Origin of the sequence: Stutzerimonas stutzeri, assembly GCF_000590475.1 — a bacterium.
Taxonomy (GTDB): Bacteria; Pseudomonadota; Gammaproteobacteria; order Pseudomonadales; family Pseudomonadaceae; genus Stutzerimonas; species Stutzerimonas stutzeri_D.
Genome location: NZ_CP007441.1, coordinates 390,153 through 416,965, shown reverse-complemented (window position 1 = coordinate 416,965; position 26,813 = coordinate 390,153). Strand labels below are relative to the sequence as shown.

Genomic DNA, 26,813 nt, shown 5'->3' with positions numbered 1-26,813 from the left:
TGATGACTTTATCTGGCCGTCTGGTTCCGCGCCTGCTGCTCGCCTGCGCTGGCCTCGTGGCAGCTTGCGCGCTGTATATCGGCGAACCCGCGCTGCTGCAGACGCTACGGAATAATCTGTTCGACCAGTATCAGCGCTGGCAACCACGTCCGGCTCCCACACAGACCAATGTGCTGGTGTTGGATATCGATGAAGACAGCCTCTCGCGCCTCGGTCAGTGGCCCTGGCCACGCGATCTGATGGCGCAGTTGCTTGAACGGCTGCGCCAGGCCGGTGTTGCGGTCGTGGTCTTCGATGTACTGTTCGCCGAGCCGGATCGCAGTTCGCCCGCGCAATTGCGCGACCAGCTGCCTGCGGAACTGGCGGACCAGCTTGAACAATTGCCAGACCATGACCGGCAATTTGCCGCTGCCCTCCGGCGTCAGCCCAGCGTTCTTGGCTTCGCTGCAACCCGCATACCTTACAAAGCGACACCACAGAATCGCTTTGCCGTGCAGCTGCGAGCCGATGCGGGAATGCCAGGATTTCCCGATTACGCCGGTACTGCCACGGCGCTACCGGTGCTGGAGGCAGCCGCTGCAGGTAGCGGCGCGATGACATTCCAGCCGGACGGGGACGGCGTTGTTCGGCGGGTGCCGTTGATGATCCGGGTCGGCGAACATTTACTGCCTTCCCTCTCGGCCGAAGCCATGCGCGTTTACCTGCAGCAAGGTATTTACCGCGTCGACGCCGACGCGCGCGGCTCGATTGCTCAAGTCGGCATTGGCCGGGTCCAGCTGCCAACCAACCGTCGCGGCGAGTTGTGGGTGCACTACCGTGCCGAGATGAGTTCCCAGACGCTGCCTGCTTGGCAACTGCTCCAAGATGAGCCGGACGCCAGATTGCAAGGCGCCATAGTGCTGGTCGGCAGCTCGGCGCAAGGGCTGCAGGATCTGCGCTTCAGCCCGCTCGGGGGCATCATGCCCGGCGTAGAGGTGCATGCGCAGGCTATCGAGCAGGCCCTGTTCGGCACCCCGCTACAACGGCCCTACTGGGCCAGCCCACTCGAAGCGCTGACGCTTCTGCTTGCGGCGATCCTGCTCTGTATCGTCACGCTGGGCACCGGCGCGCTGACCGGGGCGCTGGTCTCTGCTGGGCTGCTGACTTCACTGAATCTGGCCGCCTGGTGGCTTTATTCGCGCCACGGATTTTTGTTCGACGCGCTCACCCCATCGTTGGGGCTGATCCTTGCCTATCTGGGCGCCAGCATTGCTCGCCATCGGGCCAGCGAGAGGCAGCAGCGTTGGGTTCGTGACGCCTTCTCGCGGTATATCTCGCCCAATCTCGTCGAATACCTGGTGCGTCACCCTGAGCAGCTGCAACTGGGAGGCGAGCGTAGAGCATGCAGTTTCGTCTTTACCGATCTCACAGGCTCCACCAACCTGATGGAAGAACAGTCGCCAGAGCGGCTGGTCAGTATGCTCAACGAGTACCTGGAAGGAATCATCCAGATTGCCTTTCGCCACCATGGGACGCTCGAGCGGATCATGGGCGATGGCCTGGCCATCCTCTTCTCTGCGCCGCTGGTGCAAGCGGATCATCAACGCCGCGCCCTCGCCTGCGCGCTAGAAATCCGTCAGTTCACTCGCCAGCACGCGGTCAACCAGCACGCCTCCGGAGTCGAGCTTGGTTGTACCCGCATTGGCGTGCACAGCGGCGAGGTAGTGGTAGGTAATTTCGGCGGTTCGACGCTGTTCGACTACCGGGCGCTGGGCGATGCCGTTAACGTCGCCGCTCGCCTTGAAGGGCTGAATCGTCACCTGGGCACCGAGCTTTGCGTGTCAGAGACGATACGCGACGCCAACCAGGAGGTTCCCATGCGGCCGATCGGCAATGTGCAGCTCAAGGGCAAGGGACAGCCGATACGCCTGTACGAGCCCGGTGAAATGCAGAACGATGATGCCTACGATGCTGCCTACGCACTGATAGCCAATGGCGACGAGGCAGCAGTCGAGGCGTTCGAAAGGCTGCATGCGCAACGCCCGGATGACGCGCTGGTGCGCTATCAACTGGAGCGTCTATGCGCGGGGCAGCTTGGCGAACATATCGTGATGAGCGAAAAGTGAAGCGCATCAGCGCACGCTGATTTCGACTCGACGGTTGCGTGGCTCGGACACGCCGTCCGGCGTCTTGATCAACAGGTTGCGCTCACCGTGGGACGACACCTTGAGATCGATCACGTCGATCTGGCGCTTGCGTAACATGGCGGCGACCGCCTGGGCTCTGATGAGTCCGAGTTGCTCGTTCCAACGCGGGCCACTGAGGGTGTCGGTATGACCGATGACCGATACCGCCGAGCGCCCGCGCAACCGTATCGTTTCGAAAACCTCTTCGATGGCCTGTTCCGATTCTTCGGTCAGCTCGGCACTGCCGATCTTGAAATAGAGTTCGAAACGTTGCGGCAGCAACGGCTGGGCAGCCAGTGCTGCGGAAAAATCATGGGATATGCGGAAGTCGCCAACATCGAAAGGCCCCGAGCCGAACCCTGTGGCGCCAATCTTCGCGCCCTGTTGCTTGCGATCGAGTCTTGTCTGTCCCTTCGCGTCGTCGATCACGACGGCGCCAGTAGTGCCATCAGGGCTTTCCAGCAGCACCACGTAATTACCTGTCGCGCATCCCGACATCAGGGCGAGACACAGCGGGGTGAGCAATCTCTGCAGCGTTGGCCTCATTCAACCGTCAACCTTCACCAGAAAATGCGTGCCGCGTACGCCGATGGTGCCGGTCGGCGTTTTCAGTTCAACAGCTTCAGGCTTGAGCTTGGCAATCACACCGGAGATGAAATTGAGTGTGCCTCCGCTGATTCGGGCACTCAACCGCAGCTCTTCATGGGCCGGTTCGAATTGATACTCGTCCAGCGTAAACTCGCTGTTCGGGCCAAAGGACATCACCGTATTGTCGGTCAGGGTCACACCCATTGAGCCGTCTGGGCCGGTGCGCAGGGTCGCACCAATGATCACTGCCTGACCGAGACGCGCATCGATGGTTTGCCCGCGGCTGGTCACTGACGCATCACCCTGCACCTTCATGACGTAACCGATCGGCTCGCTTATCTCCTCAGCCAAAGCACTCCCGAAGACTGTCAACAAGCCAAGGACGAGCACTGTTCGGGCAAATTTCGATACTGAATCCATCTTATAAACCATGATCAATGTACTCTCCCTAGCTGGCCATTTGCCTTCAACTCGGCGCGACCATCGATTTTGGCCTTGATCGCTCGAAGTTTTTCCAACATTTCATCAAGTATTCGCGGCAGGATGCAGTATGACCTCTAGCAAATACAAGCTCAGCTACGAGGCCTGGGCCTCAGCGCTGGTCACAATGTTCGTACTCGTGCCAACCATACCTGCACTTCTGCTGGTCGAGTTCGCCGGGTTCGATCTGCGTAGCGTGCTGCTTATCGAGCTGCTGATCATGTTCATCTGCCTGCCGCTATTGTTCGCAGGCCTGGCCAGCATTCGCCGCTCGCTCAGTGCGCTGGCAGAGGACACCCGCCGTATCCGCCAATTGGATTTTGGCATCCGCAACGGCCCAGGCTCGCTTATTCGTGAATTTGACGACCTGCATCGTCAGCACAACGCCATGCGGCGCTCTTTACAGGCACAAAACCTCGCACTGGAGGAGGCACAGGAAAAGCTGGCGAGCCTGGTCGAAAACGGCATGTTGCTTTCCTCCGAACGCGACAAGCATCGTCTGCTCCAGCACATCCTGATGCAGGGCAAGCGCATCTGTAACGCCGATGCCGCCACGCTTTACTTAATGACTGACCAGGACAGCTTGCGCTTCACCCTGCGCTCAAAAGCTGATCAGCTGCCAGCATTCGAACTTCCTCTACACGACCCGGAAACCGGCGTGCCCAACGAGCGGCACGTGTCGACTTACGTGGCTCTGCGCAAGGAAACCGTGGTCATCGACGACGTTTACCGTGAGACACGTTTCGACCTGTCCGGAACACGCCGCTTCGATATGGAATCCGGTTACCGCACGGTATCGATGCTCTGCGTGCCGCTGATCGCACATGGCGGCGAGGTGCTCGGCGTGCTGCAATTCATGAACGCCAAGGTTCCCGGCAGCGACGAGGTGGTCAGTTTTTCCCGGCAGAGTCTGGGCTTCGTCGAAGCCTTGGCGTCGCAGTCCGCCGTAGCGTTGGAAAACCATAACCTGATCGACTCGCAGACCGCGCTGATCGACTCGATGATTGAAATTCTTGCTGGCGCCATCGATGCCAAGAGCGCTTATACCGGAGGGCATTGCGCACGCGTTCCGGAGCTCGCGTTGATGCTGGCCGAAAAAGCCAGCGCCAGTGATGATGGACCCCTGGCGGACTTCCGCTTCGAAACCGAAGAGCAGTGGCGGGAATTCCGCATCGGTGCGTGGTTGCATGACTGCGGCAAGATCACCACTCCCGAACACATCGTCGACAAAGCGACCAAGCTGGAGACGGTCTACAACCGCATCCATGAAATTCGCATGCGCTTCGAAGTGCTGTTACGCGATGCCATGATCGAGCGCCACGAAGCCTTGGATGCCGGTGAGGCGCGTGAGACTGTCGATGCCCGACATGCCGCCACGGTGGCGCGTCTACAGGAGGAATTCGCCTTTGTGGCCGAGTGCAATATCGGCGGCGAGCTGATGGCGCCAGAGCGAATCGGGCGATTGCAACGGATTGGCGAGCAACGCTGGATGCGCTATTTCGATGACCGGCTGGGTATTTCCCACGAAGAAACCACGCGCCTGGAAGCGTTCCCGAGCCAGCAGCTCCCAGCTTCTGAAACGCTGCTTGCGGACAAACCTGAACATCTGATTCAGCGCTTGGCGAGCAAGGCACTCGACCCCAAGTACGGCTTCAAGATGACCGTGCCGGAGTACCAGTTCAATTTCGGCGAGCTGTACAACCTCAGCATCGATCGCGGAACCCTTACCGCCGAGGAGCGCTTCAAGGTCAACGAACACATCGTCCAGACCATTGTCATGCTGGAGAACCTGCCGTTTCCAAAGAACCTTCAGCGCGTCCCGGAATACGCCGGCACCCACCATGAAACCCTGCTCGGTACAGGTTATCCCCGCCAGCTGGGGCCCGATCAGCTGTCGATACCCGCCCGGATCATGGCCATCGCCGACATCTTCGAGGCGCTCACCGCCTGTGACCGACCGTACAAGAAGGCCAAGCCGTTGAGCGAATCGATCCGCATCCTGGCCCGCCTGCGGGATCGCGGCCACATCGATGCCGACCTTTTTGACCTGTTTCTGTCATCCGGGCTGCACCTGACCTACGGCGCCCGCCATCTCAGGCCAGAGCAACTCGATCAGGTCGATATCACCGAATTCCTGCTGCGCCCCGTCGCGACACCGACCTGAGTGCATTCCCTCGATTTCAACTGGCGACGCGGCGCTCCCACAGCGCCTTGTCGTCGAGCTGGCAGGTATCGACATAGCGCGGTAAGCCACTGATTTCTTCGAGCTCGGTCATGCCGGCCAGCTGGCTAACGATGCGGTAGCGCTTGCCAGCGGTTTTGTCTTGCAATGGATAAAGCGCAGCGATGTGCTGCGCCAGTTCAGTCAGGGTGGACATGGTGCGGTACTGCTCTGGGTGGAAAAAAGGCAGCCTATTTACTACGGATCACGGCCAAATGCGCGGCGCAGCCGACGCCTAGCAGGCCGCTCATCGGAACGGCTTGTTTATTCTCGGAAAGTTGCTTGCACGCTCAATTGCAAGGATGCACTTCGCCTTTTTTCCGGCCGCACGCAGCCATTCGAAAGGAGTGCGTACCCCCACTTGTTTCACTTGTTCTAGCCACCGTGAGATGCGCTGCGCCGCCATGGGACGGACACGGCGGTTTCGCACCATAGGTGAGCGCACCGGGCTGCACCGTTGCGTTGATCGAACAGTCAGCAACTCACAAAAAACCATTCCTAAAACAGGGAGATAGGTCCGAGCCACGGCGATCTGGCACAGCCGGTGCACCTTCAAACACAGGCGTTATGCCCTGTTAGTACAAGTTGCTCAACCGCCAAGGTGAAGACAAATGGACAACCGGAACAGCCTGATTGCAACCTCGATTCTCGGATCGCTCATGGTGCTGAGTGGCCCTGCGGCAGCGGAAACCATCCGCGTCGGCATTGGCCACCAGAGCATGGTCACTAACACCGTCTCCGGTGGCGTCGTGCTGGAAAAGCTCGGCCTGCTGGACCAGTACTTGCCCAAAACCGGCAAGTACAAGGATGCGGACTACCAGATCGAATTTCGCGATTACGATTCGGGGCCGCCGATTACCAATCAGATGCTCGCCGGCAAGCTCGACTTCGGTGTCATGGGCGACTACCCGTTGATCGTCAACGGTGCCAAATTCCAGGAAACCGGCAAACAGCAAACCCGGTTCATCGCGGTTACCGGCTATAACCTCAAGGGCACCGGCAACGGCATCGTGGTGCCGGCCGCCTCCTCGGTGCAGAGCCTGCAGGATCTGGCCGGCAAGAGTCTGTCCACGCCGGTCGGCAGTGCCGCATGGGGCATGACGTTGAAAGTCCTGCGCGATGCCGGGCTGTCGGACAAGGTCACATTGGTCAACCAGAGCCCGCCTGTCGGTGCAGCCAATATCGCCGCCGGCAAGATCGACGCTCATGCCGATTTCTGTCCGTGGTCGGAAATCATGGAGTTTCGCGGCACCGGGCGAAAGATCTATGACGGCAGCGAAGCCGGCATCCCGACATTCCACGGCATCGTGGTGCGCGAAGCCTTTGCGCAGAAATACCCTGAAGTGGTCGAAGGCGTACTCAAGGCGACCCTCGCCGCGCAGAAATGGATCAGCGAAGACCCGATGCGCGCCGCCACCCAGGTCGCCGAGTGGACTGGCGTCGATAAGGAAGTGCTCTACCTCTACTTCAGTGACGGCGGCATCTCGACCATGGAAGCGAGCATCAAGCCGCAGTGGGTCAAGGCGATGCAGTACGACCACGCGCTGCTGCAGAAGGAAATGCAGATTCCTGACCTCGATTTCGCCGCCTGGATCGACGACTCCTATCTGAAGAAGGCCTACGCCGCGTCAGACCTCGACTACGACGCGATGGTGCAGAACGTGGTCAGCCCCACCCCACGTGCGCCGGGCCGCAAGCCTGCGGAAATCTGGTTCGCTGAGAAGGGCATCGTCGCCTACGACGACACCGCCGCGATGCTCGCCGCCGAAGAAGCCGCCAAGGCCGACGGCACCGCCATCAACGCCACCTACGTCTACGACAACCTCACCGGACTGAAGCTGTTCGGCAAAGCCGCTTATTTGATCAAAGACCCCAGCGGTGAAGTGCTCGCCTTCATGAAAAAAGGCGACTCAGAGCGGCATATCGCCGCGAGCGGCGGCGTACCGCTGACCGCTTCGCAGCCGGTCGCAATGTTGCCCTGACCCGCGCACATGCGCCGCAGAGCGCAAAGCAAACCTGAGCCGAGGAGCGTAGCCATGAGTGTCAAGCCGAACCCGGTATTCGATCCAGCCTCGCCTGTGCCTGCCGTAGCGGCGGCACCCACGCTGGAAGTTGCCGCTGCGCCGAGCCCGCCAGCGCCATCTGATTCGCACACAGCCAACCAGCCCCGGGGGCGTCTGCCCGCCATGACCGGTCGCTACATGGTGCGTGTCGCCGCGCTGCTGATGGCGCTGGTGGTCTGGCATTTCGCGGCCAGCAGCGGCTTCAACTTCTTCATCAACTTCGAAAATGTGCCGACGCCGCTACTGGTAGGTGAGGCGCTGGTGACTCAGCTGTCCAGCTCGGAGTTCTACCTACACATAGCCCACAGCATGGAGCGGATCGCCATTGCGTACGCCTACGCGGTGGTGCTGGGCGTGCTGACCGGTGTGATGATGGGCCGCTCGCGCTGGGCCGAAGACATCATCCTGCCGTACATCGAGCTGTTCCGGCCGATTCCCGCGGTGGCCTGGATTCCCCTGGCAATCCTGATGCTGCCCACCGAGCAATCGAGCATCGTCTTCATCACCTTTCTAGGCGCCTTCTTTCCCATCGTGCTGAACACCGTGCACGGTGTGGAGCAGACGCCTGACGTGCTCGTGCGCGCCGCCCGCAGTCTCGGCGCCAGCAAGAAAGCCATTCTCTGGCACGTAGTGATCCCCGGCGCCATGCCGAGCATCGTCGCCGGGTTGGCGATCGGCATGGGCGTGGCCTGGTTCTCGCTGCTGGCCGGCGAAATCATCAGCGGCCAGTACGGCATCGGCTACTTCACCTGGACGTCATACACGCTGGTCAAGTACCCGGAAATCATCATCGGCATGCTGACCATTGGTGGCCTCGGAACGCTGTGCACCCTGCTCGTGCGCAAGGCCTGCAACCCGCTGCTGCACTGGCAGGCCAAAGGAGGTCGGCCATGAACAGCGCCGTACAGGACAACCGCCTCGCCGTCCTCGACCACAGCCGCCTACGGGCGAAGGCCAACGCCAAGGGCGACGGTCGTGGCCACATCAGCGTGCGCAACCTGCACATCGAGTTCAACCACAACGGCGGCAAGCGCGCCGCGGTACAAGACGCCCAACTGGAGATCCGTCCCGGCGAGTTCGTCTGCCTGCTCGGCCCATCCGGCTGCGGCAAGTCGACCCTGCTCAACGCCATGGCCGGTTTCGTCACACCGACTCGCGGTGACCTGACCATCGACGGCAAAGGCGTCGATGCACCCAGCCCGGACCGCGGCATGGTGTTCCAGCAGCACTCGCTGTTCCCCTGGAAAACCGTGCGCGACAACGTCGCCTTCGGCCCGCTGATGGCCGGCGCGTCACGCAACGAGGCGTGCAGCGTGGCCCGTACTTTTCTGTCGCTGGTTGGCCTGGCCGCGTTCGGGGATGCCTATCCCGGCACGTTGTCAGGCGGAATGCAGCAACGGGTCGGGATTGCCCGCGCGCTAGCCAACTATCCCAGCGTGCTGCTGATGGACGAGCCCTTCGGCGCGCTGGATGCGCAGACGCGAATCATGATGCAGGAGAACCTGCTGGAGATCTGGCGCGAGTTCAAGAACACCGTGGTGTTCGTCACCCACGACATCGACGAGGCGGTGTTCCTCTCCGACCGCATCGTGGTGATGAGTGCCAGCCCCGGGCGGATTATCGCTGACATCAAGGTCAGCCTGCCGCGGCCGCGCGAGCAGAGCCTGCTCACCAGCGCCGAGTTCATGGACCACAAGCGCCAGTGCCTGGATCTGATCCGTCAGGAAACCTTGCGCGCCTTCCAGCAGCAGAACGGAGGCTGAACATGCGCAACCCATTCCGTCAATCGCCTGCGCTCGACATGACCTGTCATGACAGGCTGGAGCCCAAGTAATGAAAGGAACCCAGCCACTCGCCCCGGGCCAGTCGCCGCTGCCGCTGTATGTGCAGATCCGCGATGACCTGCGGCGCAAGATCCTCGATGGCAGTTATGTGATTCATGAGCGTCTGCCTTCGGAAAACGAGTTGATGAATGCCTTTGGCGTCAGCCGCATCACCATTCGCCAGGCGCTGCGCGACCTGCACAACGAAGGGCTGGTGTTCAGCGCCCAAGGCAAGGGCACCTACGTCAGCAAGCCGAAGGCGGTGCAGAACGTGCAGCGTCTGCAGGGCTTCGGCGAAGCGATGGCGGCGCAAGGCTACGAAGCCACCGCGCGCCTGCTGTCGATTCATGAACGCAAGCCCCCCAAGGCCGTGGCCGCCGCGCTGCATCTGCTGGCAGGAGAGGATGTGGTCGAGGTCAAGCGCGTGCGCTACCTCAACCGCGAGGCCGTCTGCGTCGAGAACAGTTACTTCCCCCTCGACATCGGGCGACGAATGTTCGGCCTGGATCTGTCCGGCGACATCTTCCCGCTGCTCGAAAACGCGTTCGGCATGGCACTGGGACGCGCCGACATCAGCCTCGACGCCACCCTGGCCGATGAAGAACACCAGCAGTACCTGGCGCTCAAGCCCGGCGAACCCATCCTGCGCGTCGAGCGGCTGACACACGACCGCGCCGGCCGCCCCATCGACTTCGAATACCTCTGCTACCGCGGCGACGCATTCAAATACCAGTTCCGAGTGGATCGGAAATAGGAGGCAACATGACCACTATCAACGGCATCCCAGTCATCGACACCGACGTGCTGGTCATCGGCGGCGGCACGGCCGGCCCCATGGCCGCCGTGACCGTCAAAGAGCAGGACCCGAACCTCAAAGTCATCCTGCTGGAAAAGGCCAACGTCAAACGCTCCGGCGCCATCTCCATGGGCATGGACGGGCTGAACAATGCCGTCGTGCCCGGGCATGCGACGCCGGAGCAGTACGTCAAGGAAATCACCATCGCCAACGACGGCATCGTCCACCAGCCGGCGCTGATGGCCTACGCCACCCGCTCGTTTTCGATGATCGAGAAGCTCGACTCCTGGGGCGTGCATTTCCAGAAGGATGAAACCGGCGACTACGACATGAAAAAGGTGCACCACCTGGGCACCTATGTGCTGCCGATGCCGGAAGGCCATAACGTCAAGAAGATCCTCTACCGCCGCCTGCGCCGCGTGCGGGTGGAGATCGAGAACCGGTTCCAGGCCACCCGCCTGCTCAAGGATCCGGACGGCAATATTGCCGGCATGATCGGGGTCAACACCCGCACCGCCGAGCCCATCATCATCCGCGCCAAGGCGGTGATCATGGCCACTGGCGCTGCCGGGCGGATCGGCCTGCCCAACTCCGGTTACCTGTTCGGCACCTACGAAAACCCGGCCAACTGCGGCGACGGCCACTCCATGGCCTACCATGTCGGTGCCGATCTGGTGAATCTGGAGTGCTTCCAGGTCAACCCACTGCTCAAGGACTACAACGGTCCGGCCTGCGCCTACGTTACCGGCCCGCTCGGCGGCTTTACCGCCAATGCCTACGGCGAGCGCTTCATCGAATGCGATTACTGGTCCGGGCAGATGATGCTGGAGTTCTTCAAAGAGCTCGAATCCGGCACGGGTCCGGTGTTCCTCAAGCTTGATCACCTGGCCGAGGAAACCATCCAGGAAATCGAGACCGTACTGCACACTAACGAGCGACCGACTCGCGGACGCTTCCACGAAGGCCGTCAAGTCGACTACCGCCAGCGCATGGTGGAAATGCACATCTCCGAGATCGGCTTCTGCTCCGGCCACTCGGCTTCCGGGGTGTGGACAGACGAAACCGGTGCCACCACCGTGCCCGGCCTCTACGGCGCCGGCGACATGGCCTCGGTGGCGCACAACTACATGCTCGGCGCCTTCGTTTACGGGCAGATCTGCGGCGAGAGTGCCGCTGCGTTCGTCAAGGACCGCAGCGAGCCGGTGCTCGATGATGCCTTCATTGCCGCCGAGCTGGCACGCATCCAGGCACCGCTCATGGTCAAGGACGGCATTCCGCCCGAGCAAATGGAATACAAGGTGCGCCGCCTGGTGAACGACTACCTGCAGCCGCCGAAGGTGACCAAGAAGATGGAGATCGGGCTCGAGCGAATCATGGCTGTGCGCAACGACCTGCACCTGCTCAGCGCCGCCGACCCTCACGAACTGCTCCGTGCGCTGGAAGTGCAATCGATCATCGACTGCGCCGAGATGGCTGCGCGCGCCTCGCTGTACCGCACCGAATCGCGCTGGGGTCTGTACCACTACCGGGTCGACTTCCCCGAGCAGGACAACGTCGAGTGGTTCTACCACAGCCGCCTGTTCAAGGACTCCAACGGCCAGATGGCCCACGGCAAGCGCCCGGTCGCCGACTACGTCGTCCCGCTGGGCGAAGAGAAGGATGCCTACAGCAAGCTGCGGGTGAAAAAAGCGGCGAATGCCTGACCCCCATGGGCCGAATCCAAACGGCGCAAACCTGATGCCAAACGGGCGAACACATTCGCCCCAACAGCGAAGCGGACGGCCAAGTCCGCTCGACTGGAACCGAGGAGATAGACCATGCCCGTAGCCAACCACCGCTCTGCCGTCCCGGTTGTCGTGGATGAAGAGAAATGCATCGCCGAGAAAGGCTGCCGCGTCTGCATCGACGTCTGCCCGCTGGATGTCCTGTGGATCAACCCGGACACCGGCAAGGCGCACATGAAGTACGACGAATGCTGGTACTGCATGCCCTGCGAGACCGACTGCCCGACCGACGCGGTCAAGGTGAATATTCCGTATCTGCTGCGCTGAGGAGCCGCTGATGAAGACCTATGACGATCCCACGCTGCAGCAGATTGCCGACAACCTCGCCTCTGAAGACCCCGGTATACGCCGCGTCGCCGTACTGGAGCTGGTCGACTGCGGCGAGCCGGAAGCCGCCGAGCTGCTGATTCTGGCGCTCAATGACGCAGATCCTGCGGTGCGCCAGGAAGCCGCCAAAGTGGTCGACGAGTTCGATGCGGTGGACATTGCCGACGCGCTGATCGCCGCCCTGCAGGACAGCAACGAGGTGGTGCGCAACGCTGCCGCCCATGCGTTGGCCGATCTGAAAGACCCGGCCGCCGCCATGCCATTGCTCGAAGCGCTGGAAGGCACGGATGACCCCTTCGTCGTGGCGGGCATCCTGCGAGCAGTTAAACCGCTGCGCAACCCGGCGGCCCAGGCTCCGGCGCTGCAACGCATGCAGGCCGAAGACCCTGGCGTTCGTCGCGAGGCGGTGGCCGTGATCGGCTGGCTCAAACAGACCGAAAACCTGCCCGCGCTGATGGAACGCGCCGGGCACGACGAGGACGCTGAAGTCCGCCGTGCCGCCACCGGCGCGCTGGTGTACGCCACGCCCGAACAGGTCGGCCCGACGCTGGTCGGTCTGCTGCACGACGACCATTGGCAAGTGCGCGTCGAAGCCGCCGTGAGCATCGGCAAGCTGAACTACCAAGCCGCGCTGCAGCCGCTGGTCGACGCCACTCACGACAGCTTCTGGCAGGTCCGTGAGAAAGCCGTGGATTCGCTCGGCAAGCTCGGCTCCGTCGGCGCCATTCCGGCGCTCGGCATCTGTGCCCGCGACCCGATGAGCAATCTGCGTAAGGCGGCCATCGGTGCACTCGGCGCGATCGGCCACAGCGATGGCCGCCCCTTCGTCGAGGCAGCGATGGACGACCCGGATCCGGACGTTCGCAAGCTGGCGCGCTGGGCCATGTCCAAGCTCGACGCGGCAGCGTGACCATTCGGGGCCTGTGAGGCGGTGTGATCCGCCAATCGATGTTGCCGCCGAGCGGCTTCGGCGGGCTAAAGCCCGCCCTACATGTTCGCGCATTGAGCGATTAACAGACTCGACGCGGCGGTGCGGGCTTACCAAAAGGGCCGCCCTACACCGCTGCCGGGATCCGCGCAGCTTCCGCCCCCTCTCCTCTCTGGGGAGAGGGCTGGGGTGAGGGCGGGCGCACCAGAGGAGCCAAAGACATGACCTATGTAGTGACCGAAAACTGCATCCGCTGCAAATACACCGACTGTGTCGAAGTTTGCCCGGCGGACTGCTTCCACGAAGGGCCGAACTTTCTGGTGATCAACCCGGAGACCTGCATCGACTGCAGCCTCTGTGCACCGGAATGCCCGGCCGACGCGATCTTCGCCGACAACGCGTTGCCGGCCAACCAGAGCCACTTCATCGAACTCAACGCCGAACTGGCCGAGGTCTGGCCAGTAATCACCCAGACCAACAGCCCGCTGGCCGAAGCCGACACCTGGGTCGATCAGGGCGACAAGCTGCAGTTCCTGGAGCGTTGACCCATGCCTGAACTTGTCATGACGAGTTGGCTCGGCCGCGCCCTGCTGACGCTGGTGATCGGCAGCGCGGCCCTGACCGGCAGTGCTCGGCCGGTGGAGGACCCAAGCCGCTCCGTCAGAACGCCAGAAACGCCGGCCCTGATAGTGCCGGACGGTCATCCGCCGCGCCTGCCCTCCCCCTTTTTCTGATTGGTTAAGGAGTTGCCCGTGACTACCCAGATCCTGACCGCCCCACCCCAGGAAATCCGCCTGCGTAAGGCGCAGAAGATGCTCGAAGTGCTCTGGCCCGATGGCGTGCGCAGCCAGTTGAGCTGCCTCGCCTTGCGCAAGTCCTGCGCCTGCTCCATGTGCGCCCAGGCGCAGCAGCGCGGCATGCTGACGCTGATCGATGCCGATGTGGGCGTCGACCGACTGGAAGTTTCCGGTGTCGCCGGCGTCCAGCTCTACTTCAGTGACGGGCATTACCGGGGGCTTTACCCCTGGGCCTACCTGCGTGAACTGGGCGAGCGCCTGCAATGAGTACGCGCGCCCAGCAATTGCTGGCCCCGCCCTTCGCCACGCTTTGCCGGCTCTATCCCGGCGCGGCGTTGTGCGCAGTGCTGGCGCTGGCCGGGAGCTTTCTTGCCGAGCATTACGGCGCGCCCGCTCTCATGTTGGTGCTGCTGCTGGGATTCGGCTTCGCCAGCCAGGCAGCCGATGCACGCATGCAACCCGGCGTGACCTTCTGCAGCCGCCAGATCCTGCGCGTCGGCGTGGCCTTGCTCGGCGCGCGGATCGGCGTGGAGCAATTGCTTACCGTTGGCAGCTTGCCAATTGTGATGGTGCTGACCAGCGTGCCGCTGGTGATCGGCTGCGCGCTGCTGCTGGGACGCTGGCTGGGCCTGCCGGCCCTGCACAGCCTGGTTGCTGGCGTGGCGGTGGCAATCTGCGGCGTGTCGGCGGCGATCGCCGTGGCAGCGGTGATTCCTGCCGGCAGGCTGGAGGACAGGCGATTGCTGGGTGTGGTGGTCGGCGTCACCGCGTTAGGCACGCTCTCGATGCTGGTTTATCCGCCACTGCTCGCCTCGCTGGGTTACGACGAAATCGAAAGCGGCCTGTTGCTCGGCGCCAGCATTCACGACGTCGCCCAGGCCGCTGGCGCCGGGTATCTGGTTTCCGACAGCGCCGGCGATATCGCGACCCTGACCAAATTGTTGCGGGTGGCACTGCTGGCGCCACTGGTGTTGCTGCTCGGTTTCCTGCTGCGCCGGGGTGACTCCGGCACGGCCGAGTTCCCGCTGTTTCTCTTGGGTTTCCTCGCGCTGTTCGGCCTGAACAGCCTCGGCTGGCTGCCGGCCGGCCTGCGCGAAGGATTGATCGCCGCGTCCAATGCCTGCCTGCTGGTGACCATGGCGGCCCTCGGCATGCGCACCACTCTTGGCGCCCTGCTTGCCCAAGGCTGGCGCCCGATGTTGCTGCTCGTACTGCTCAGCGGCGGCCTGCTGCTCAGCGCAATGGCGATGCTGGCAATGGCCTCGCCCTGACCATTTCTACTGCCTCGTCTCCGTATCCACTGTTGGAGGTTTTGCCATGGCTACACTCGGTACCGAAAGCGTTCTCAGCGTCCGTCACTGGAACGACACGCTGTTCAGTTTCACCACCACGCGCGATCCAGCGCTGCGCTTCGAAAACGGGCACTTCGTGATGATCGGCCTCGAGGTGGCAAGCAAACCTCTCATGCGTGCCTACAGCATCGTCAGCGCCAACCATGACGAGCATCTTGAGTTTTTGAGTATCAAGGTGCCGGACGGCCCGCTGACTTCACGCCTGCAGCATCTGAAAGTCGGCGACCCGATCATCGTCAGCCGCAAGCCGGTCGGCACGCTGGTGATGCATGACCTGCGACACGGCAAGCACCTCTATCTGTTGGGCACCGGCACCGGCCTTGCGCCCTTCATGAGCATCGTTCGCGACCCGGAGGCCTATGAGCGCTTCGACAAGATCGTCCTGGTGCATTGCGTGCGCGAAGTAAGCGAACTGGCCTACCACGACTACCTGACCCACGAGCTCCCTCAGCACGAATTTCTCGGCGAAGAAGTGCGCGACAAGCTGATCTATTACCCCACCGTGACCCGCGAGCCGTTCCGCAACCAGGGGCGCATTACCACCTTGGTGGAAACCGGCAAGCTCGCCAGCGATATCGGTCTGCCGCAACTGAACAAGGACCACGATCGGGTGATGCTCTGCGGCAGCCCGGCGATGCTCGATGAGCTGACCGGCATGCTCGATGTCATGGGCTTCGAGGCGTCGGCGCAGCAAGGCGAGCCCGGCGACTACGTAATTGAACGCGCGTTTGTCGAGAAATAGCTGATCGGAACCCGTAGGCGCGAGCAAGGACCGACGCCTCCCTCGCTCCTACAAAAAGTCTGTGTCACATCGATCGAATTCGCCAGGAGCATGCCATGACCCTTCACCATTTTGCGCAGCCCGCCGGCGGGCTGCGCCAGCAAGCCGAGCACTCCCTGTCTCAGTGGATCGAACCCTGCCTGGGTTGCGACCTGCTCAGTGCCGGCGCGGTGCGTGAGCTACGCGCCGACGGCTCACAGTTGTATGTTGAGCTGGCCCTGGGCTTCCCGGCTGATGGCTATCGGGATGCGCTGAGCCGGGCGCTGAAAGCCCTTCTACTAGCGCATACCGACGCCACGGAAGTGGCGATCCAGATCGACTGGTCCATAGACCCGGCGTCGATCACCCGCAAGACCCTGCCGGGCGTCAAACACATGATCGCGGTGGCCTCGGGCAAGGGCGGCGTCGGCAAATCCACCACGGCGGTCAACCTGGCGCTGGCGCTGGCGGCCGACGGCGCACGCGTCGGCATGCTCGACGCCGATCTCTACGGCCCCAGCCAGCCTCGCCTGCTGTGCCTTACCGGCATGCCCGACAGCCGCGACGGCAAGCTTGAACCGATGCTCGGTCATGGATTGCAATGCATGTCCATCGGCTTTCTGGTTGACGAGGAAGCACCGGTGATCTGGCGCGGACCGATGATTACCCAGGCGTTGACCCGTCTGCTGCAGGAAACCCACTGGCAGGACCTCGACTATCTGATCGTCGACTTGCCACCGGGCACCGGCGATATTCACCTGACCCTGGCGCAACGCATGCCGGTTTCCGCCGCGCTGATCGTCACCACGCCGCAGGATCTGGCTCTGCTGGACGCACGCAAGGGGCTGCGCATGTTCGAGAAGGTCAACGTGCCGGTGTTGGGCATCATCGAGAATATGAGCCTGCACGTCTGCAGCCAGTGCGGGCATGAAGAGCACATTTTCGGGAGCGGCGGCGCGCGGCGCATGGCCGATCAATACGGTAGCGAGCTGCTGGGCGAATTACCGCTGGACATGCGCATCCGCGTTGGCGCCGATGATGGCCAGCCCATCATTGTCAGTGATCCCAGCGGCAGCCTGGCGCAGGCCTATCTGAACATTGCCCGGAAAGCCGCTGCACGGCTTTCCCTGCGTAGCCGCAAGACACAGGCGCCGCTGCCGGAGGTGATCGAGGCCTGAACCAACCCAGCGGGCCAGCCAGACGGCTGCCCCCTGAGCTGCGTGGAGTTATTCCCGACTCAGTTGTTCATGTAGCGCTGCGTAGCCATTTGCAGCAGCCCCTCTTGTTTCATCTGATCCAAGGTGCGCTGGAGCTTCTGGATTACCTCGTCGGGTGTTTCTTTATTCAGCGCCAGGTACAGATCCACCCTGTTAAGCGTCAATGCAACCTCTAGCGCGCCGATGCCCGCTTGCATCGCTTCGTAATCGCCGGACGGATTGGTTGTCGCCCATAAGTCGAATTGGCCAGCCTTGAGTTTGTCCGGCGTCTTGATCAAGGATTTATGAAGCTCAAACCCGCGATTGATCAGATATTGACTGCCCACACTGCCGTCCTTCGACCCGATGCGGTACTTCTTCGCATCGTCAAGACTGGCAAGCTGGATAGGGCTTCCAGGCATTTTCAACAGTACGATTTGGATTTCGCTCAGCGGGCCAACCCATTTGTATTTGGGCTCTCGCTCGGGCGTGCGGCTAAGGGAAAACACGGCGAACCCATGCTTTTCCTCGGCTAATTTCTGCAAACGGTTCCATGGAAAGCGAAGCGTCATTTCATAGTCGATGCCGGCCCGTTTGAAGAGCTCGGCCACGACATCGGCATCGATACCGTCAATCGACTCTTCTCTAGCGAAGTTCTTACCGTCGGTGGCCATGCTGAAGGGTGGAAAGTTTTGCGTTAGCAGGTTGATTTTTACCTCGTCGCTGTTGGCGAAAGCGGAAGGTAAAAACACGAGTGATAGCGCTAAAAGAACGAAGCTAAGATTCTTGTTTTTTATAGGCACTTTCTAATTCCCAGTTTTTCGATTTGGAAGCCCTTCCAATCATGTCCTCGTCCTCTGGGGCAGCAATCCAGACAAATCCGACGCGATTAACAGGCTTCTGCATCATTAATGCGTGTTGAGCTGTGTCAGCGGGCCAACTTTAGGCTGGATGGTCCGGGTGTGCACTTGGCAAATAAGAGCGCTTGAACGTAAGTCCCATAAAAAGCGTGCTTGCTGCTCATCAGAAGTTTGTTTTAAAAACGAGCAGGCTGTCTTTTTTCTAATCGCGATAGAAAACGGTTTTTTTATTCGACAATTTTTGATCGGCTATTAATACCGTCTGGACCTCTGGAGCGCCGGACCTGGCTAATGCCTCTTCGTCAAACCTGCTCGGCGACCCTATCGGCACGCGCCGTCAGTTTCTCGATACCTCTTACCGAGAGCATTTAGTTCTACAACCGGACGGTCATTCGTCGCAAACCCGGACGCCATTCGTCGCGTTGGCCCTCCCATGGTGGCACTTGCCGTATTCTCGCCGGCTATCGGAGTCCCAGAACCCGATTCGCAGTCCGGCATATAAATCGCATCCCGTAAGTCCGTACTGCCCAGCGCCAGCCTATTGGCGCTCGCGGGTTTACCCGCGAACAACTGTGGTCCGCCTCCCGGCGGTTGTTTGTCGAAACATCGGGCTTCCCGATTGGATGTGAAATGAAAACACCACGTCTGTTACAAGGTCGCCGCGGCCCTGTGCTCTCCATTTTGCTGCTTCTGTTGATCGCCGCCTGCGTGGCGTTCTGGCAGCTGCGCCCTACCGCTCCGTCAACGCCGACAACCGGCGCTGCAGCCAGCATGCTCGAAGCGCTGCGGGAATCCACTGATCCGTGGGAAGCCAACCGTCAGGATCTCTCGGTGCTGATGGGCGATCTGCGCAGCGCCACAATCGCCAGCGCCGCGCTGGGCAAGGATGCCGTCTATATCAGCCTGCACGACGGCCTGCGCTACTGGATCCCGGACCAGTCCGGGCGTGTCGCGCAACTGTTGCTCGATCAATACGCCAGCAGCGAAGGCCAGCTGTTTCCGCTGACGCTGTTCGAAACTGATGGCGAAGCGCCTTGGTATAAGGCGCTGCTGCCCTATGCTCCCTTCATCCTGCTATTGCTCGCCGCCCTAAGCTACCTGGCAATCAAGAGCCAGGCATTTCGGGTGCAGCGCAAGGGCAGCGGCATCGCCTTTGCCGACGTGATCGGCGCCAGCGAAGCCAAACAGGCGCTCACCGACGTCACCGACTATCTGCGCGACCCCGCTGCCTACGCCGCGCTGGGTGCCCGGCCACCAAAGGGCGTGCTGCTAACCGGCGAGCCCGGAACCGGCAAGACCCAGCTGGCCAAGGCCCTGGCGACCGAATCCAACGCCAGCTTCATCCAGGTGACCGGCAGCGACTTTTCCTCGATGTACTTCGGCGTCGGCATCCAGAAGGTCAAGGCGCTGTTTCGCACCGCGCGCAAGCAGGCGCCGTGCATCATCTTCATCGACGAGATCGACGGCATCGGCAAGCGCGCCGAGCAGCAGCGCTCCAGCGATGCCGAGAGCAACCGCATCATCAACCAGTTCCTCGCCGAAATGGATGGCTTCGACGGCGCCAGCGGCGTGCTGGTGCTGGGCGCGACCAACTTTCCCAACTCGCTGGACCCTGCGCTGGTGCGCGAGGGTCGCTTCGACCGTTCGATCGCGGTGGGCCTGCCGGGCCTCGGGGATCGGGAGGCATTGTTCCGCCTGTACGCCGGGAAGATCCGCGCCGGCCAGGACCTGGATTTCGCCCAGTTGGCACGCAACACCGTCGGCCTGACGCCCGCTGCCATCGCCTATATCGCCAACCACGCCGCCCTGCTCGCGGCACGGAGCGGGGCCAGCGAAGTCAGCATGGCGCTCTTCGTCGATGCCGTGGAAACCTGTCGTATCGGCGAGCAACCTTCGGGCGTCACGCCGATGTCGGCCAACGATCGCAAGCGCATTGCCGTGCATGAGGCCGGTCATGCGCTGGTAGCCGCCGCGCTGAAAGTCGGTCGGGTGGAAAAGGTCACTATTCTGCCGCGCGGCCAGGCCCTGGGCGTGACGCTGGTAACGCCGGTGGAAGACAAGCGCCTGCACATGGAATCCGAGCTGCGCAACCGCATCCAGATGCTGCTGGCCGGGCGTAGCGCTGAGCAGCTGTATTTCCACGAAGTGTCGTCCGGCGCCGGCCAGGATCTGCAGGAAGCCTCGAAGATCGCCCTGTCGATGGTCGGTGCGCTGGGCATGGGTCCGAACGGCTCGCTGCTGAGCCTGCAAGCGGTGCGCGACGCCCATATCGAATTCGATTCGGGTGAATCCATCCGCGCGGCGGACACCCTGCTCAAGCAGCTGGACCGCGACTGCATGGCGTTGCTGCAGCGCATGAAGCCTGCGCTGGACGAAATCGCCGAGCGCCTGCTTGCCGAGGAAACGGTGCCCGGCGAAGAGGTACTCGCGGCCATCGACCGGCTGCCCGAGCATCATCACGAAGCCAGCGTCAGCTCGATCATCGGCCACGCCATGAGCAGCATCGATCGCGTCGCGGCCAGCGCCATGGAGAACGGCCCATTCCTCGACTTGACTCCGGTTGAGCAACCCGAAGACGACGGCCCGGGCATGGTCTGAATCAGCGGCTTAGCGGCGTTGGTAGAAGCGATGCGATCACACGCATCGCTTCTACCGTTCAGGCGGATCGACAGACAGTCATGCCGACACGCAAATCGCGGGGCTGGCTCAGGACAGCACCACCAGATGATTCGGTAGCTCGTTGCGCTCGTGCGTAGCAGGAACGTGCTGTTTGAGCAGCGAGCCGCAGGCCTCGATGCAACCCAGGAACCCTTGGAGTACCTGTCCGTTGCGGACCTTCGCGGTAAAGTCCGCGACGATCGACTCCCAGGCGCCGTTATCGATGCGACTGGAAATGCCCCGATCCACCAGAATTTCCACATAACGCTCGGCTTCGCAGACGAAGATCAGCATCCCGGTACCCGCAGCGGTGTGGTGCAGATTCAGTTCGATGAACTGCCGCCGCGCCAGATTGCAGGCCCGCCAATGGCGGACCGAGCGAGGAATCAACCGACTGGTCAGGCTGGGAATGCGAAAGATCACCGCCAGCACGATAAAGGTCAGCCATTGCACCAGCAGCAGTTGCCAGCCCGCCAGCCATCCAGTGAAGAACAGCAGCGCACCCGGCAGCAACAGCGCCAGCAGGCTGGCCCAGAGCAACGGGATGTAATGGTAGTCGTCGGCCTGGGCCGCCAGCACCGTCACCAGTTCGGCGTCGGTGTCACGCTCGATGCGGTCGATCGCCTCGGCGACCTGTTGCAGTTCGCTTTCGGTCAGTAGGGTCATTGTCTGTTCATCACCGATGAAGATTCTCGTTGTGCTGCGCTGATTGGCTCGAGGACTCGGTGGCTGGATGCCAGCCCGCCATGCGATCCCGTCCGTGAGTCGCTGGGGTTCGCCGCGCGGTCCGTCGGATCACCAGCCACCGGAAGCACCCCCGCCGCCGAAACCGCCACCGCCGCCGCCGAAACCACCAGCAACGCGCGTCCGGCGCCACGACCACCGCCGCGCCCGCCACGGCCACCGCCGATCACGAAGATCGCGACCAGCATTAGGAAGAAGCCGAGAATGCCGAGCCCGCCTGGCTCCTGCCCGCCCATGGGCATGGCCGGCTGCATGCCCGCTGTTTGCAGCGGATCGCCACCCAGCACGCGAATGATCGCGGCAGTGCCATCAGTGATGCCGCGAGCGAAATCGCCCTGTTGGAACGCGGGGGCAATGATGCTGCTGATAATCACCGAGGACTGCGCGTCGGTCAGACGTCCCTCGAGCCCATAACCTACCTCGATGCGAATCTTCCGACCATCGCGGGCGATGATCAGCAATGCGCCGCTGTCCTCTTCCTTCTGACCGATTCCCCATTCGCGTCCCAGCTGGAGGCCAACCTCCTCGATACTGCGACCTTGCAGATCGGGCAGCGTGACCACCACCACTTGCTCACCGGAGGCCTGCTCATGGGCGGCAAGCATGCCGGTCAGCCTCGCCTCGGTCTGGGTATCAAGCAATTCGGCCTGATCCACCACCCGGCCTGTCAATGCGGGCACTTCGAACGTCTGGGCCAGCAGGCTGCCGGCCCAAAACAGCAGTGCTAGAAACAGGGGTAGCGTTCGTATCATTGAAACTGCACTTTCGGCGCCTGATCGGCGTTCTCGGCCGTCGCCTCGAAGTTCTCGCGGATCGGCATGTCGCTGTACATCAGCGTGTGCCAGATACGCCCGGGGAAGGTGCGAATTTCGGTGTTGTAGCGCTCAACCGCCGCAATGAAATCCCGGCGCGCCACGGAGATACGGTTTTCGGTGCCTTCGAGCTGCGATTGCAAGGCCAGGAAGTTCTGGTTGGACTTGAGATCCGGGTAGCGCTCGGAAACCGCCATCAGTCGGCTCAGCGCACCGGTCAGCTGATTTTGCGCCTGCTGGAATTGCTGCAGCTTCTGCGGATCGTCGAGGTCGTCTGCGCTGATCTGGATCGAGGTGGCCTTGGAACGCGCCTCGGTGACTGCAGTAAGGGTGTCCTGCTCCTGGCGGGCATAGCCTTTGACCGTCTCGACCAGGTTGGGAATAAGATCGGCGCGACGCTGGTACTGATTTTCCACCTGCGACCAGGCCGCTTTCACCTGCTCGTCGTATTGAGGAATGTTGTTGATGCCGCAACCGGCCAGCAGCCAGGACATGAACAGGACAACCATGAGTTGCCAGGTAGTACGTAAACGCTGCGTCTGCATGATTCGCTCGTCCATCCAAAAAACCAGGGTACAGCAATAAGGATGGCCTGACGGCGAGAGAGTTCAGCCAGCCCAAGTCAGGCCTCGGGCTTCGGGTCGTCAGATCACCCCGGACTGCCGCAGGGAAAGGATCTTGTCGAAGCTCAGGCCAAGCAGCCCCTGCAGAACGGTTTCGCTGTGCTCGCCAAGTACCGGAGGTGCCCTGCGGTATTCCACCGGAGTATCGGAAAGACGGATCGGGCTGGCCACCTGCGGCACGCTGCCCGCCAACGGATGCGGCATGTCCAGGCGCAATCCGCGCGCCTGCACGTGAGAGTCGGCGAACACCTGCGCCAGGTCGTTGATCGGCCCGCAGGGCACGCTGGCCTGCTCCAGCAGCGTGACCCATTCGGCGGTGGTGCGAAATACCGTGACTTGGCGGATCAGCGGCACCAGCTCCTTGCGATGGGCCACGCGCGCCTTGTTGCTGGCGAAACGGTCATCGGTCGCCCACTCCGGATGTCCGGCGACTTCGGCGAACTTGCGGAACTGTCCATCGTTGCCGATGGTGAGGATGATGTCGCCATCGGCGGTGGGGAAATCCTGATAAGGCACGATGTTCGGGTGCGCGTTGCCCATGCGCTTGGGCGCTACGCCGGTGGTCAGGTAGTTCATCGCCTGGTTGGCCAGGCAGGCGACCTGCACATCCAGCAGCGCCAGTTCGACATGCTGCCCGACGCCACTTTGCTCGCGACTGTTGAGTGCCGCCAGTACACCGACAGTGGCATAGAGCCCGGTCAGGATATCGGTCAGCGCCACGCCAGCCTTCACCGGCCCGGCGCCTTCCTCGTCCTCTGCGCGGCCGGTCAGGCTCATCAAACCGCCGAGGCCCTGGATCATAAAGTCGTAACCGGCGCGATTGGCATAAGGGCCATCACTGCCGAAGCCGGTGATCGAGCAATAGATCAGCTTCGGATTGATTGCCTTGAGGCTTTCATAGTCCAGACCGTAGGCGGCCAAACCACCGACCTTGAAGTTCTCAAGCAGCACATCGCAGTTGGCGACCAGATCGCGAATGATCCGCTGGCCTTCGGGCTGGGTGAAGTCCAGCGTCAGCGACTGCTTGTTACGGTTGGCCGACAGGTAATAGGCCGCCTCCGAGGTGTTCTCGCCCTGCTGGTCTTTCAGGTACGGCGGGCCCCAATGACGAGTGTCGTCGCCCGTGCGCGGGCGCTCGACCTTGATCACCTCGGCACCAAGATCACCCAGAATCTGCCCGGCCCAAGGACCGGCGAGCACGCGCGAGAGGTCGAGGACGCGGATATGGGACAAGGCACCAGGCATGGATATTTCTCGGTAAGGCGGTTGAGATGGACGAAGCTCTAAAGCGGCAAACCCAAACACGGGTTACCGCCTTCAGGCGTTGGGTTTCATGTAGGAGCGAGCTTGCTCGCTCCTACCAGACCGGTCGACTACGTAGGGTGGATGACGCTTCACCCATCCACCAATCGGAGTTGGGGCTATCGGCGGAGCGGAAGGTGGATGAAAAGAGCGTCATCCACCCTACGGGCAGGCTTAGAAAAACGCCTGGATACCCGTCTGCGCGCGGCCAAGGATCAGCGCATGCACATCGTGGGTGCCCTCGTAGGTATTGACCACCTCGAGGTTGACCAGATGCCGGGCCACACCGAACTCGTCGCTGATGCCGTTACCGCCAAGCATGTCGCGAGCCAGCCGTGCCACGTCCAGCGCCTTGCCACAGCTGTTGCGCTTCATGATCGAGGTGATTTCCACCGCCGCGGTGCCTTCGTCCTTCATCCGGCCGAGGCGCAGGCAGCCTTGCAGTGCCAGAGTGATCTCGGTCTGCATGTCGGCCAGCTTCTTCTGGATCAGCTGATTGGCAGCAAGCGGGCGGCCAAACTGCTGGCGGTCCAGGGTGTACTGACGCGCGGTGTGCCAGCAGAACTCGGCGGCACCCAGCGCGCCCCAGCTGATGCCGTAACGGGCCGAATCCAGGCAGGTGAAGGGGCCGCGCAGACCGCGCACGTCCGGGAAGGCGTTCTCTTCCGGGCAGAACACATTGTCCATGACGATCTCGCCGGTGATCGAGGCGCGCAGGCCGACCTTGCCGTGGATCGCCGGAGCGCTCAGTCCTTCCCAGCCTTTTTCCAGCACGAAGCCGCGGATGGCGCCCTCGTCATCCTTGGCCCAGACCACGAAGACGTCGGCGATCGGGCTGTTGGTGATCCACATCTTGGCGCCGGACAGGCGATAGCCGCCGTCGACCTTCTTCGCCCGCGTAACCATGGAGCCCGGGTCGGAACCGTGGTTCGGTTCGGTCAAACCGAAGCAGCCGATATATTCGCCGCTGGCCAGTTTGGGCAGGTACTTCTGCTTGGTTTCTTCATTGCCGAATTCGTTGATCGGCACCATCACCAACGAGGACTGCACGCTCATCATCGAACGGTAGCCGGAGTCGATGCGCTCGACCTCACGGGCGATCAGGCCGTAGCAGACGTAGTTCAGACCGCTGCCGCCGTAAGCTTCGGGAATGGTCGCGCCGAGCAGGCCGGTGTCACCCATCTCACGGAAGATCGCCGCGTCGGTGCGTTCATGGCGGAAGGCTTCGAGCACACGTGGTGCCAGCTTGTCGTCCGCGAACTGCTGCGCACTGTCGCGCACCATGCGCTCTTCATCGGTGAGTTGCTGATCGAGCAGCAGCGGGTCGATCCAGTTGAAGCTTGCTTTGCCGGCCATGGGGAGTCCTCTTGTCGCAGACGGTGAACCGGGCTCGCGGCCCGACGTAACATTCGATGGATTGATCCTAGAAGCTGCGCGCAGGTCGCGCAAACGAGTAATCCGCAACTATCTGTGCGTTTTGCGCACTACCGCGTATGCTTGACGCAGTAATTACATGACGTTTAGTGAGGCAGTCGCATAATGCGCCGCAAGATCCCCAGCACCGCCGCACTCATCGCCTTCGAAGCGGCGGCACGTCACCAGAGCTTTACCCGGGCCGCCGAAGAGCTGGCGCTGACACAAAGTGCAATCTGCCGCCAGATCGGCGGGCTGGAAGAATTTCTGGGGCTGGAGCTGTTTCGCCGCTCACGTCGCGGTGTGAAGCTGACCGAAGCCGGCCAGTCCTATGCACGACGAGTCGCCACGCAGCTGGACGCGGTCGAGCGCGACACCCTGTCTGTGATGGGCCAGCAGGGTGCGCAAACCATCGAACTGGCGCTGGTGCCGACGTTCGGCACTCAATGGCTACTGCCCCGCTTGCAGCAGTTCCAGGCGCTGCATCCGGAAATCACGGTCAACCTGACTAACCGGACTCGACCATTCCTCTTCGCTGACACCGACTTCGATGCGGCGATCTACTTCGGCGACGGCGAATGGTCCGGCACCGTGGCGCATTACCTGATGCCCGAGGATTCTCTTCCGGTCTGCAGCCCTGGATTGCTCAACGGCGCGGGTCAGCTTGAGGCGCAGACCATTGCGGAGATGCCGTTGCTGCAGCAGACCACCCGCCCCTACGCCTGGCGACAGTGGTTCGACTCGTTGGGGATGAAAGTGACGCGCGACATGACCGGCCCGCGCCTGGAGCTGTTCTCGATGTTGGCCCAAGCCGCCGAGCATCAAATGGGCGTGGCGCTGATTCCACCCTTCCTGATCCAGCGCGAGCTTGCCGAAGGCCGCCTCGTCATCGCCCACGCCCATGCCTACCGCCGCGAAGATCAGGCCTATCAGCTGATGATTCCCGAAAGACGGGTCGAGTCCGCCGCAATGAACGCCTTTCGCGACTGGCTGCTGGACGAAGCGCGTAGCTGGATGGCGCAGCAGGCGTAGGCCGGTCAACGATTGTCACATCAGACCTGGAGCGCAGCCTCTGACTCTAAGCGCGACGCGCACTGCGTTTTGTGAGCGGCCGGCTCGAT

The 26,813-nt window shown here is 62.1% G+C and carries 25 protein-coding genes and 1 pseudogene; 17 read left to right on the top strand and 9 right to left on the bottom strand.

Annotation, left to right across the window (positions count from 1 at the left end):
- Window positions 1–2 precede the first annotated feature (2 nt).
- Entirely contained in the window at window positions 3–2,105 is a 2,103-nt protein-coding gene (locus CH92_RS01945) for a CHASE2 domain-containing protein (protein ID WP_025240120.1), read from the top strand.
- A 6-nt stretch (window positions 2,106–2,111) separates the two neighbouring features.
- Here CH92_RS01945 and CH92_RS01940 read toward each other — a convergent pair whose 3' ends face one another.
- Window positions 2,112–2,711 (bottom strand): OmpA family protein, encoded by a 600-nt coding sequence (locus CH92_RS01940; protein WP_025240119.1) that lies wholly within the window; start codon window positions 2,709–2,711, stop codon window positions 2,112–2,114.
- The gene (locus CH92_RS01935; protein WP_235206241.1) at window positions 2,712–3,185 is read right to left on the bottom strand and encodes a FecR family protein; all 474 of its coding nucleotides are present in this window, start codon (window positions 3,183–3,185) and stop codon (window positions 2,712–2,714) included.
- Window positions 3,186–3,303: 118 nt separating this feature from the next.
- Here CH92_RS01935 and CH92_RS01930 point away from each other — a divergent pair, with 118 nt between their 5' ends.
- Window positions 3,304–5,397: an HD family phosphohydrolase gene (locus tag CH92_RS01930; protein ID WP_025240117.1), complete on the top strand. Its 2,094-nt coding sequence runs from the start codon at window positions 3,304–3,306 to the stop codon at window positions 5,395–5,397.
- A 16-nt stretch (window positions 5,398–5,413) separates the two neighbouring features.
- On the opposite strand, the gene CH92_RS01925 is transcribed toward CH92_RS01930, so the two are convergent.
- Window positions 5,414–5,611, bottom strand: a complete 198-nt coding sequence (locus tag CH92_RS01925) for a hypothetical protein (protein ID WP_025240116.1) — start codon at window positions 5,609–5,611, stop codon at window positions 5,414–5,416.
- 454 nt (window positions 5,612–6,065) lie between these two features.
- Here CH92_RS01925 and CH92_RS01920 point away from each other — a divergent pair, with 454 nt between their 5' ends.
- The 13 genes from CH92_RS01920 (at window position 6,066) to apbC (ending at window position 17,262) form a co-directional block, all read left to right on the top strand.
- Window positions 6,066–7,436, top strand: coding sequence for an ABC transporter substrate-binding protein (locus CH92_RS01920; RefSeq protein WP_025240115.1), 1,371 nt, complete (start codon window positions 6,066–6,068; stop codon window positions 7,434–7,436).
- Between the two features lie 54 nt (window positions 7,437–7,490).
- Window positions 7,491–8,411 (top strand): ABC transporter permease, encoded by a 921-nt coding sequence (locus CH92_RS01915; RefSeq protein ID WP_080689959.1) that lies wholly within the window; start codon window positions 7,491–7,493, stop codon window positions 8,409–8,411.
- The gene (locus CH92_RS01910) at window positions 8,408–9,280 is read left to right on the top strand and encodes an ABC transporter ATP-binding protein (protein ID WP_025240113.1); all 873 of its coding nucleotides are present in this window, start codon (window positions 8,408–8,410) and stop codon (window positions 9,278–9,280) included. Before CH92_RS01915 ends, CH92_RS01910 begins: the two co-directional genes overlap by 4 nt.
- Before the next feature lie 70 nt (window positions 9,281–9,350).
- On the top strand, window positions 9,351–10,094 hold the full coding sequence (locus CH92_RS01905; protein ID WP_025240112.1) for a GntR family transcriptional regulator: 744 nt from the start codon (window positions 9,351–9,353) through the stop codon (window positions 10,092–10,094).
- 8 nt (window positions 10,095–10,102) lie between these two features.
- Entirely contained in the window at window positions 10,103–11,839 is a 1,737-nt protein-coding gene (locus tag CH92_RS01900; RefSeq protein WP_025240111.1) for a fumarate reductase/succinate dehydrogenase flavoprotein subunit, read from the top strand.
- 114 nt (window positions 11,840–11,953) lie between these two features.
- A complete protein-coding gene (locus tag CH92_RS01895; RefSeq protein ID WP_025240110.1) occupies window positions 11,954–12,187 on the top strand; it encodes a 4Fe-4S dicluster domain-containing protein in 234 nt (77 codons plus the stop codon).
- Between the two features lie 10 nt (window positions 12,188–12,197).
- Window positions 12,198–13,157 carry a HEAT repeat domain-containing protein gene (locus tag CH92_RS01890; protein ID WP_025240109.1) on the top strand — a complete coding sequence of 320 codons (960 nt, stop codon included), beginning with the start codon at window positions 12,198–12,200 and terminating at the stop codon, window positions 13,155–13,157.
- A gap of 239 nt (window positions 13,158–13,396) precedes the next feature.
- Entirely contained in the window at window positions 13,397–13,720 is a 324-nt protein-coding gene (gene fdxA, locus CH92_RS01885) for a ferredoxin FdxA (RefSeq protein WP_025240108.1), read from the top strand.
- Between the two features lie 3 nt (window positions 13,721–13,723).
- Complete coding sequence (locus CH92_RS01880; RefSeq protein WP_025240107.1) at window positions 13,724–13,909, top strand: hypothetical protein; 186 nt, start codon at window positions 13,724–13,726, stop codon at window positions 13,907–13,909.
- Between the two features lie 18 nt (window positions 13,910–13,927).
- Window positions 13,928–14,239: a gamma-butyrobetaine hydroxylase-like domain-containing protein gene (locus CH92_RS01875; RefSeq protein WP_025240106.1), complete on the top strand. Its 312-nt coding sequence runs from the start codon at window positions 13,928–13,930 to the stop codon at window positions 14,237–14,239.
- Window positions 14,236–15,243, top strand: coding sequence for a YeiH family protein (locus tag CH92_RS01870; protein WP_025240105.1), 1,008 nt, complete (start codon window positions 14,236–14,238; stop codon window positions 15,241–15,243). The genes CH92_RS01875 and CH92_RS01870 overlap by 4 nt, the downstream gene beginning before the upstream one ends.
- Before the next feature lie 46 nt (window positions 15,244–15,289).
- The gene (locus tag CH92_RS01865) at window positions 15,290–16,066 is read left to right on the top strand and encodes a ferredoxin--NADP reductase (protein ID WP_025240104.1); all 777 of its coding nucleotides are present in this window, start codon (window positions 15,290–15,292) and stop codon (window positions 16,064–16,066) included.
- A 95-nt stretch (window positions 16,067–16,161) separates the two neighbouring features.
- A complete protein-coding gene (gene apbC, locus CH92_RS01860; protein WP_025240103.1) occupies window positions 16,162–17,262 on the top strand; it encodes an iron-sulfur cluster carrier protein ApbC in 1,101 nt (366 codons plus the stop codon).
- A gap of 59 nt (window positions 17,263–17,321) precedes the next feature.
- On the opposite strand, the gene CH92_RS01855 is transcribed toward apbC, so the two are convergent.
- A complete protein-coding gene (locus CH92_RS01855; protein WP_025240102.1) occupies window positions 17,322–18,083 on the bottom strand; it encodes a substrate-binding periplasmic protein in 762 nt (253 codons plus the stop codon).
- A 687-nt stretch (window positions 18,084–18,770) separates the two neighbouring features.
- On the opposite strand from CH92_RS01855, the gene CH92_RS01850 reads away from it, so the two are divergent.
- On the top strand, window positions 18,771–20,738 hold the full coding sequence (locus CH92_RS01850; RefSeq protein ID WP_025240101.1) for an AAA family ATPase: 1,968 nt from the start codon (window positions 18,771–18,773) through the stop codon (window positions 20,736–20,738).
- Window positions 20,739–20,846: 108 nt separating this feature from the next.
- Here CH92_RS01850 and CH92_RS01845 read toward each other — a convergent pair whose 3' ends face one another.
- The 5 genes and pseudogenes from CH92_RS01845 to CH92_RS01825 form a co-directional block, all read right to left on the bottom strand.
- Window positions 20,847–21,464 carry a TPM domain-containing protein gene (locus CH92_RS01845; protein WP_025240100.1) on the bottom strand — a complete coding sequence of 206 codons (618 nt, stop codon included), beginning with the start codon at window positions 21,462–21,464 and terminating at the stop codon, window positions 20,847–20,849.
- Between the two features lie 129 nt (window positions 21,465–21,593).
- Window positions 21,594–22,294, bottom strand: a pseudogene (locus tag CH92_RS22390) (TPM domain-containing protein).
- Complete coding sequence (locus CH92_RS01835) at window positions 22,291–22,914, bottom strand: LemA family protein (protein WP_025240099.1); 624 nt, start codon at window positions 22,912–22,914, stop codon at window positions 22,291–22,293. The pseudogene CH92_RS22390 and the gene CH92_RS01835 overlap by 4 nt, the downstream one beginning before the upstream one ends.
- Window positions 22,915–22,998: 84 nt before the next feature.
- Window positions 22,999–24,222, bottom strand: coding sequence for a CaiB/BaiF CoA transferase family protein (locus CH92_RS01830; RefSeq protein ID WP_025240098.1), 1,224 nt, complete (start codon window positions 24,220–24,222; stop codon window positions 22,999–23,001).
- 231 nt (window positions 24,223–24,453) lie between these two features.
- A complete protein-coding gene (locus CH92_RS01825) occupies window positions 24,454–25,635 on the bottom strand; it encodes an acyl-CoA dehydrogenase (protein ID WP_025240097.1) in 1,182 nt (393 codons plus the stop codon).
- Between the two features lie 183 nt (window positions 25,636–25,818).
- Here CH92_RS01825 and CH92_RS01820 point away from each other — a divergent pair, with 183 nt between their 5' ends.
- On the top strand, window positions 25,819–26,724 hold the full coding sequence (locus CH92_RS01820) for a LysR substrate-binding domain-containing protein (RefSeq protein ID WP_025240096.1): 906 nt from the start codon (window positions 25,819–25,821) through the stop codon (window positions 26,722–26,724).
- The last annotated feature ends 89 nt before the right edge of the window (window positions 26,725–26,813 follow it).

What these genes read in the sequence shown, in the direction of transcription:
- CH92_RS01945 (WP_025240120.1), top strand. Translation starts at nt 3, where the DNA reads ATGACTTTATCTGGCCGTCTGGTTCCGCGCCTGCTGCTCGCCTGCGCT.
- CH92_RS01940 (WP_025240119.1), bottom strand. Translation starts at nt 2,711, where the DNA reads ATGAGGCCAACGCTGCAGAGATTGCTCACCCCGCTGTGTCTCGCCCTG.
- CH92_RS01935 (WP_235206241.1), bottom strand. Translation starts at nt 3,185, where the DNA reads ATGGTTTATAAGATGGATTCAGTATCGAAATTTGCCCGAACAGTGCTC.
- CH92_RS01930 (WP_025240117.1), top strand. Translation starts at nt 3,304, where the DNA reads ATGACCTCTAGCAAATACAAGCTCAGCTACGAGGCCTGGGCCTCAGCG.
- CH92_RS01925 (WP_025240116.1), bottom strand. Translation starts at nt 5,611, where the DNA reads ATGTCCACCCTGACTGAACTGGCGCAGCACATCGCTGCGCTTTATCCA.
- CH92_RS01920 (WP_025240115.1), top strand. Translation starts at nt 6,066, where the DNA reads ATGGACAACCGGAACAGCCTGATTGCAACCTCGATTCTCGGATCGCTC.
- CH92_RS01915 (WP_080689959.1), top strand. Translation starts at nt 7,491, where the DNA reads ATGAGTGTCAAGCCGAACCCGGTATTCGATCCAGCCTCGCCTGTGCCT.
- CH92_RS01910 (WP_025240113.1), top strand. Translation starts at nt 8,408, where the DNA reads ATGAACAGCGCCGTACAGGACAACCGCCTCGCCGTCCTCGACCACAGC.
- CH92_RS01905 (WP_025240112.1), top strand. Translation starts at nt 9,351, where the DNA reads ATGAAAGGAACCCAGCCACTCGCCCCGGGCCAGTCGCCGCTGCCGCTG.
- CH92_RS01900 (WP_025240111.1), top strand. Translation starts at nt 10,103, where the DNA reads ATGACCACTATCAACGGCATCCCAGTCATCGACACCGACGTGCTGGTC.
- CH92_RS01895 (WP_025240110.1), top strand. Translation starts at nt 11,954, where the DNA reads ATGCCCGTAGCCAACCACCGCTCTGCCGTCCCGGTTGTCGTGGATGAA.
- CH92_RS01890 (WP_025240109.1), top strand. Translation starts at nt 12,198, where the DNA reads ATGAAGACCTATGACGATCCCACGCTGCAGCAGATTGCCGACAACCTC.
- fdxA (WP_025240108.1), top strand. Translation starts at nt 13,397, where the DNA reads ATGACCTATGTAGTGACCGAAAACTGCATCCGCTGCAAATACACCGAC.
- CH92_RS01880 (WP_025240107.1), top strand. Translation starts at nt 13,724, where the DNA reads ATGCCTGAACTTGTCATGACGAGTTGGCTCGGCCGCGCCCTGCTGACG.
- CH92_RS01870 (WP_025240105.1), top strand. Translation starts at nt 14,236, where the DNA reads ATGAGTACGCGCGCCCAGCAATTGCTGGCCCCGCCCTTCGCCACGCTT.
- CH92_RS01865 (WP_025240104.1), top strand. Translation starts at nt 15,290, where the DNA reads ATGGCTACACTCGGTACCGAAAGCGTTCTCAGCGTCCGTCACTGGAAC.
- apbC (WP_025240103.1), top strand. Translation starts at nt 16,162, where the DNA reads ATGACCCTTCACCATTTTGCGCAGCCCGCCGGCGGGCTGCGCCAGCAA.
- CH92_RS01850 (WP_025240101.1), top strand. Translation starts at nt 18,771, where the DNA reads ATGAAAACACCACGTCTGTTACAAGGTCGCCGCGGCCCTGTGCTCTCC.
- CH92_RS01845 (WP_025240100.1), bottom strand. Translation starts at nt 21,464, where the DNA reads ATGACCCTACTGACCGAAAGCGAACTGCAACAGGTCGCCGAGGCGATC.
- CH92_RS01835 (WP_025240099.1), bottom strand. Translation starts at nt 22,914, where the DNA reads ATGGACGAGCGAATCATGCAGACGCAGCGTTTACGTACTACCTGGCAA.
- CH92_RS01830 (WP_025240098.1), bottom strand. Translation starts at nt 24,222, where the DNA reads ATGCCTGGTGCCTTGTCCCATATCCGCGTCCTCGACCTCTCGCGCGTG.
- CH92_RS01825 (WP_025240097.1), bottom strand. Translation starts at nt 25,635, where the DNA reads ATGGCCGGCAAAGCAAGCTTCAACTGGATCGACCCGCTGCTGCTCGAT.
- CH92_RS01820 (WP_025240096.1), top strand. Translation starts at nt 25,819, where the DNA reads ATGCGCCGCAAGATCCCCAGCACCGCCGCACTCATCGCCTTCGAAGCG.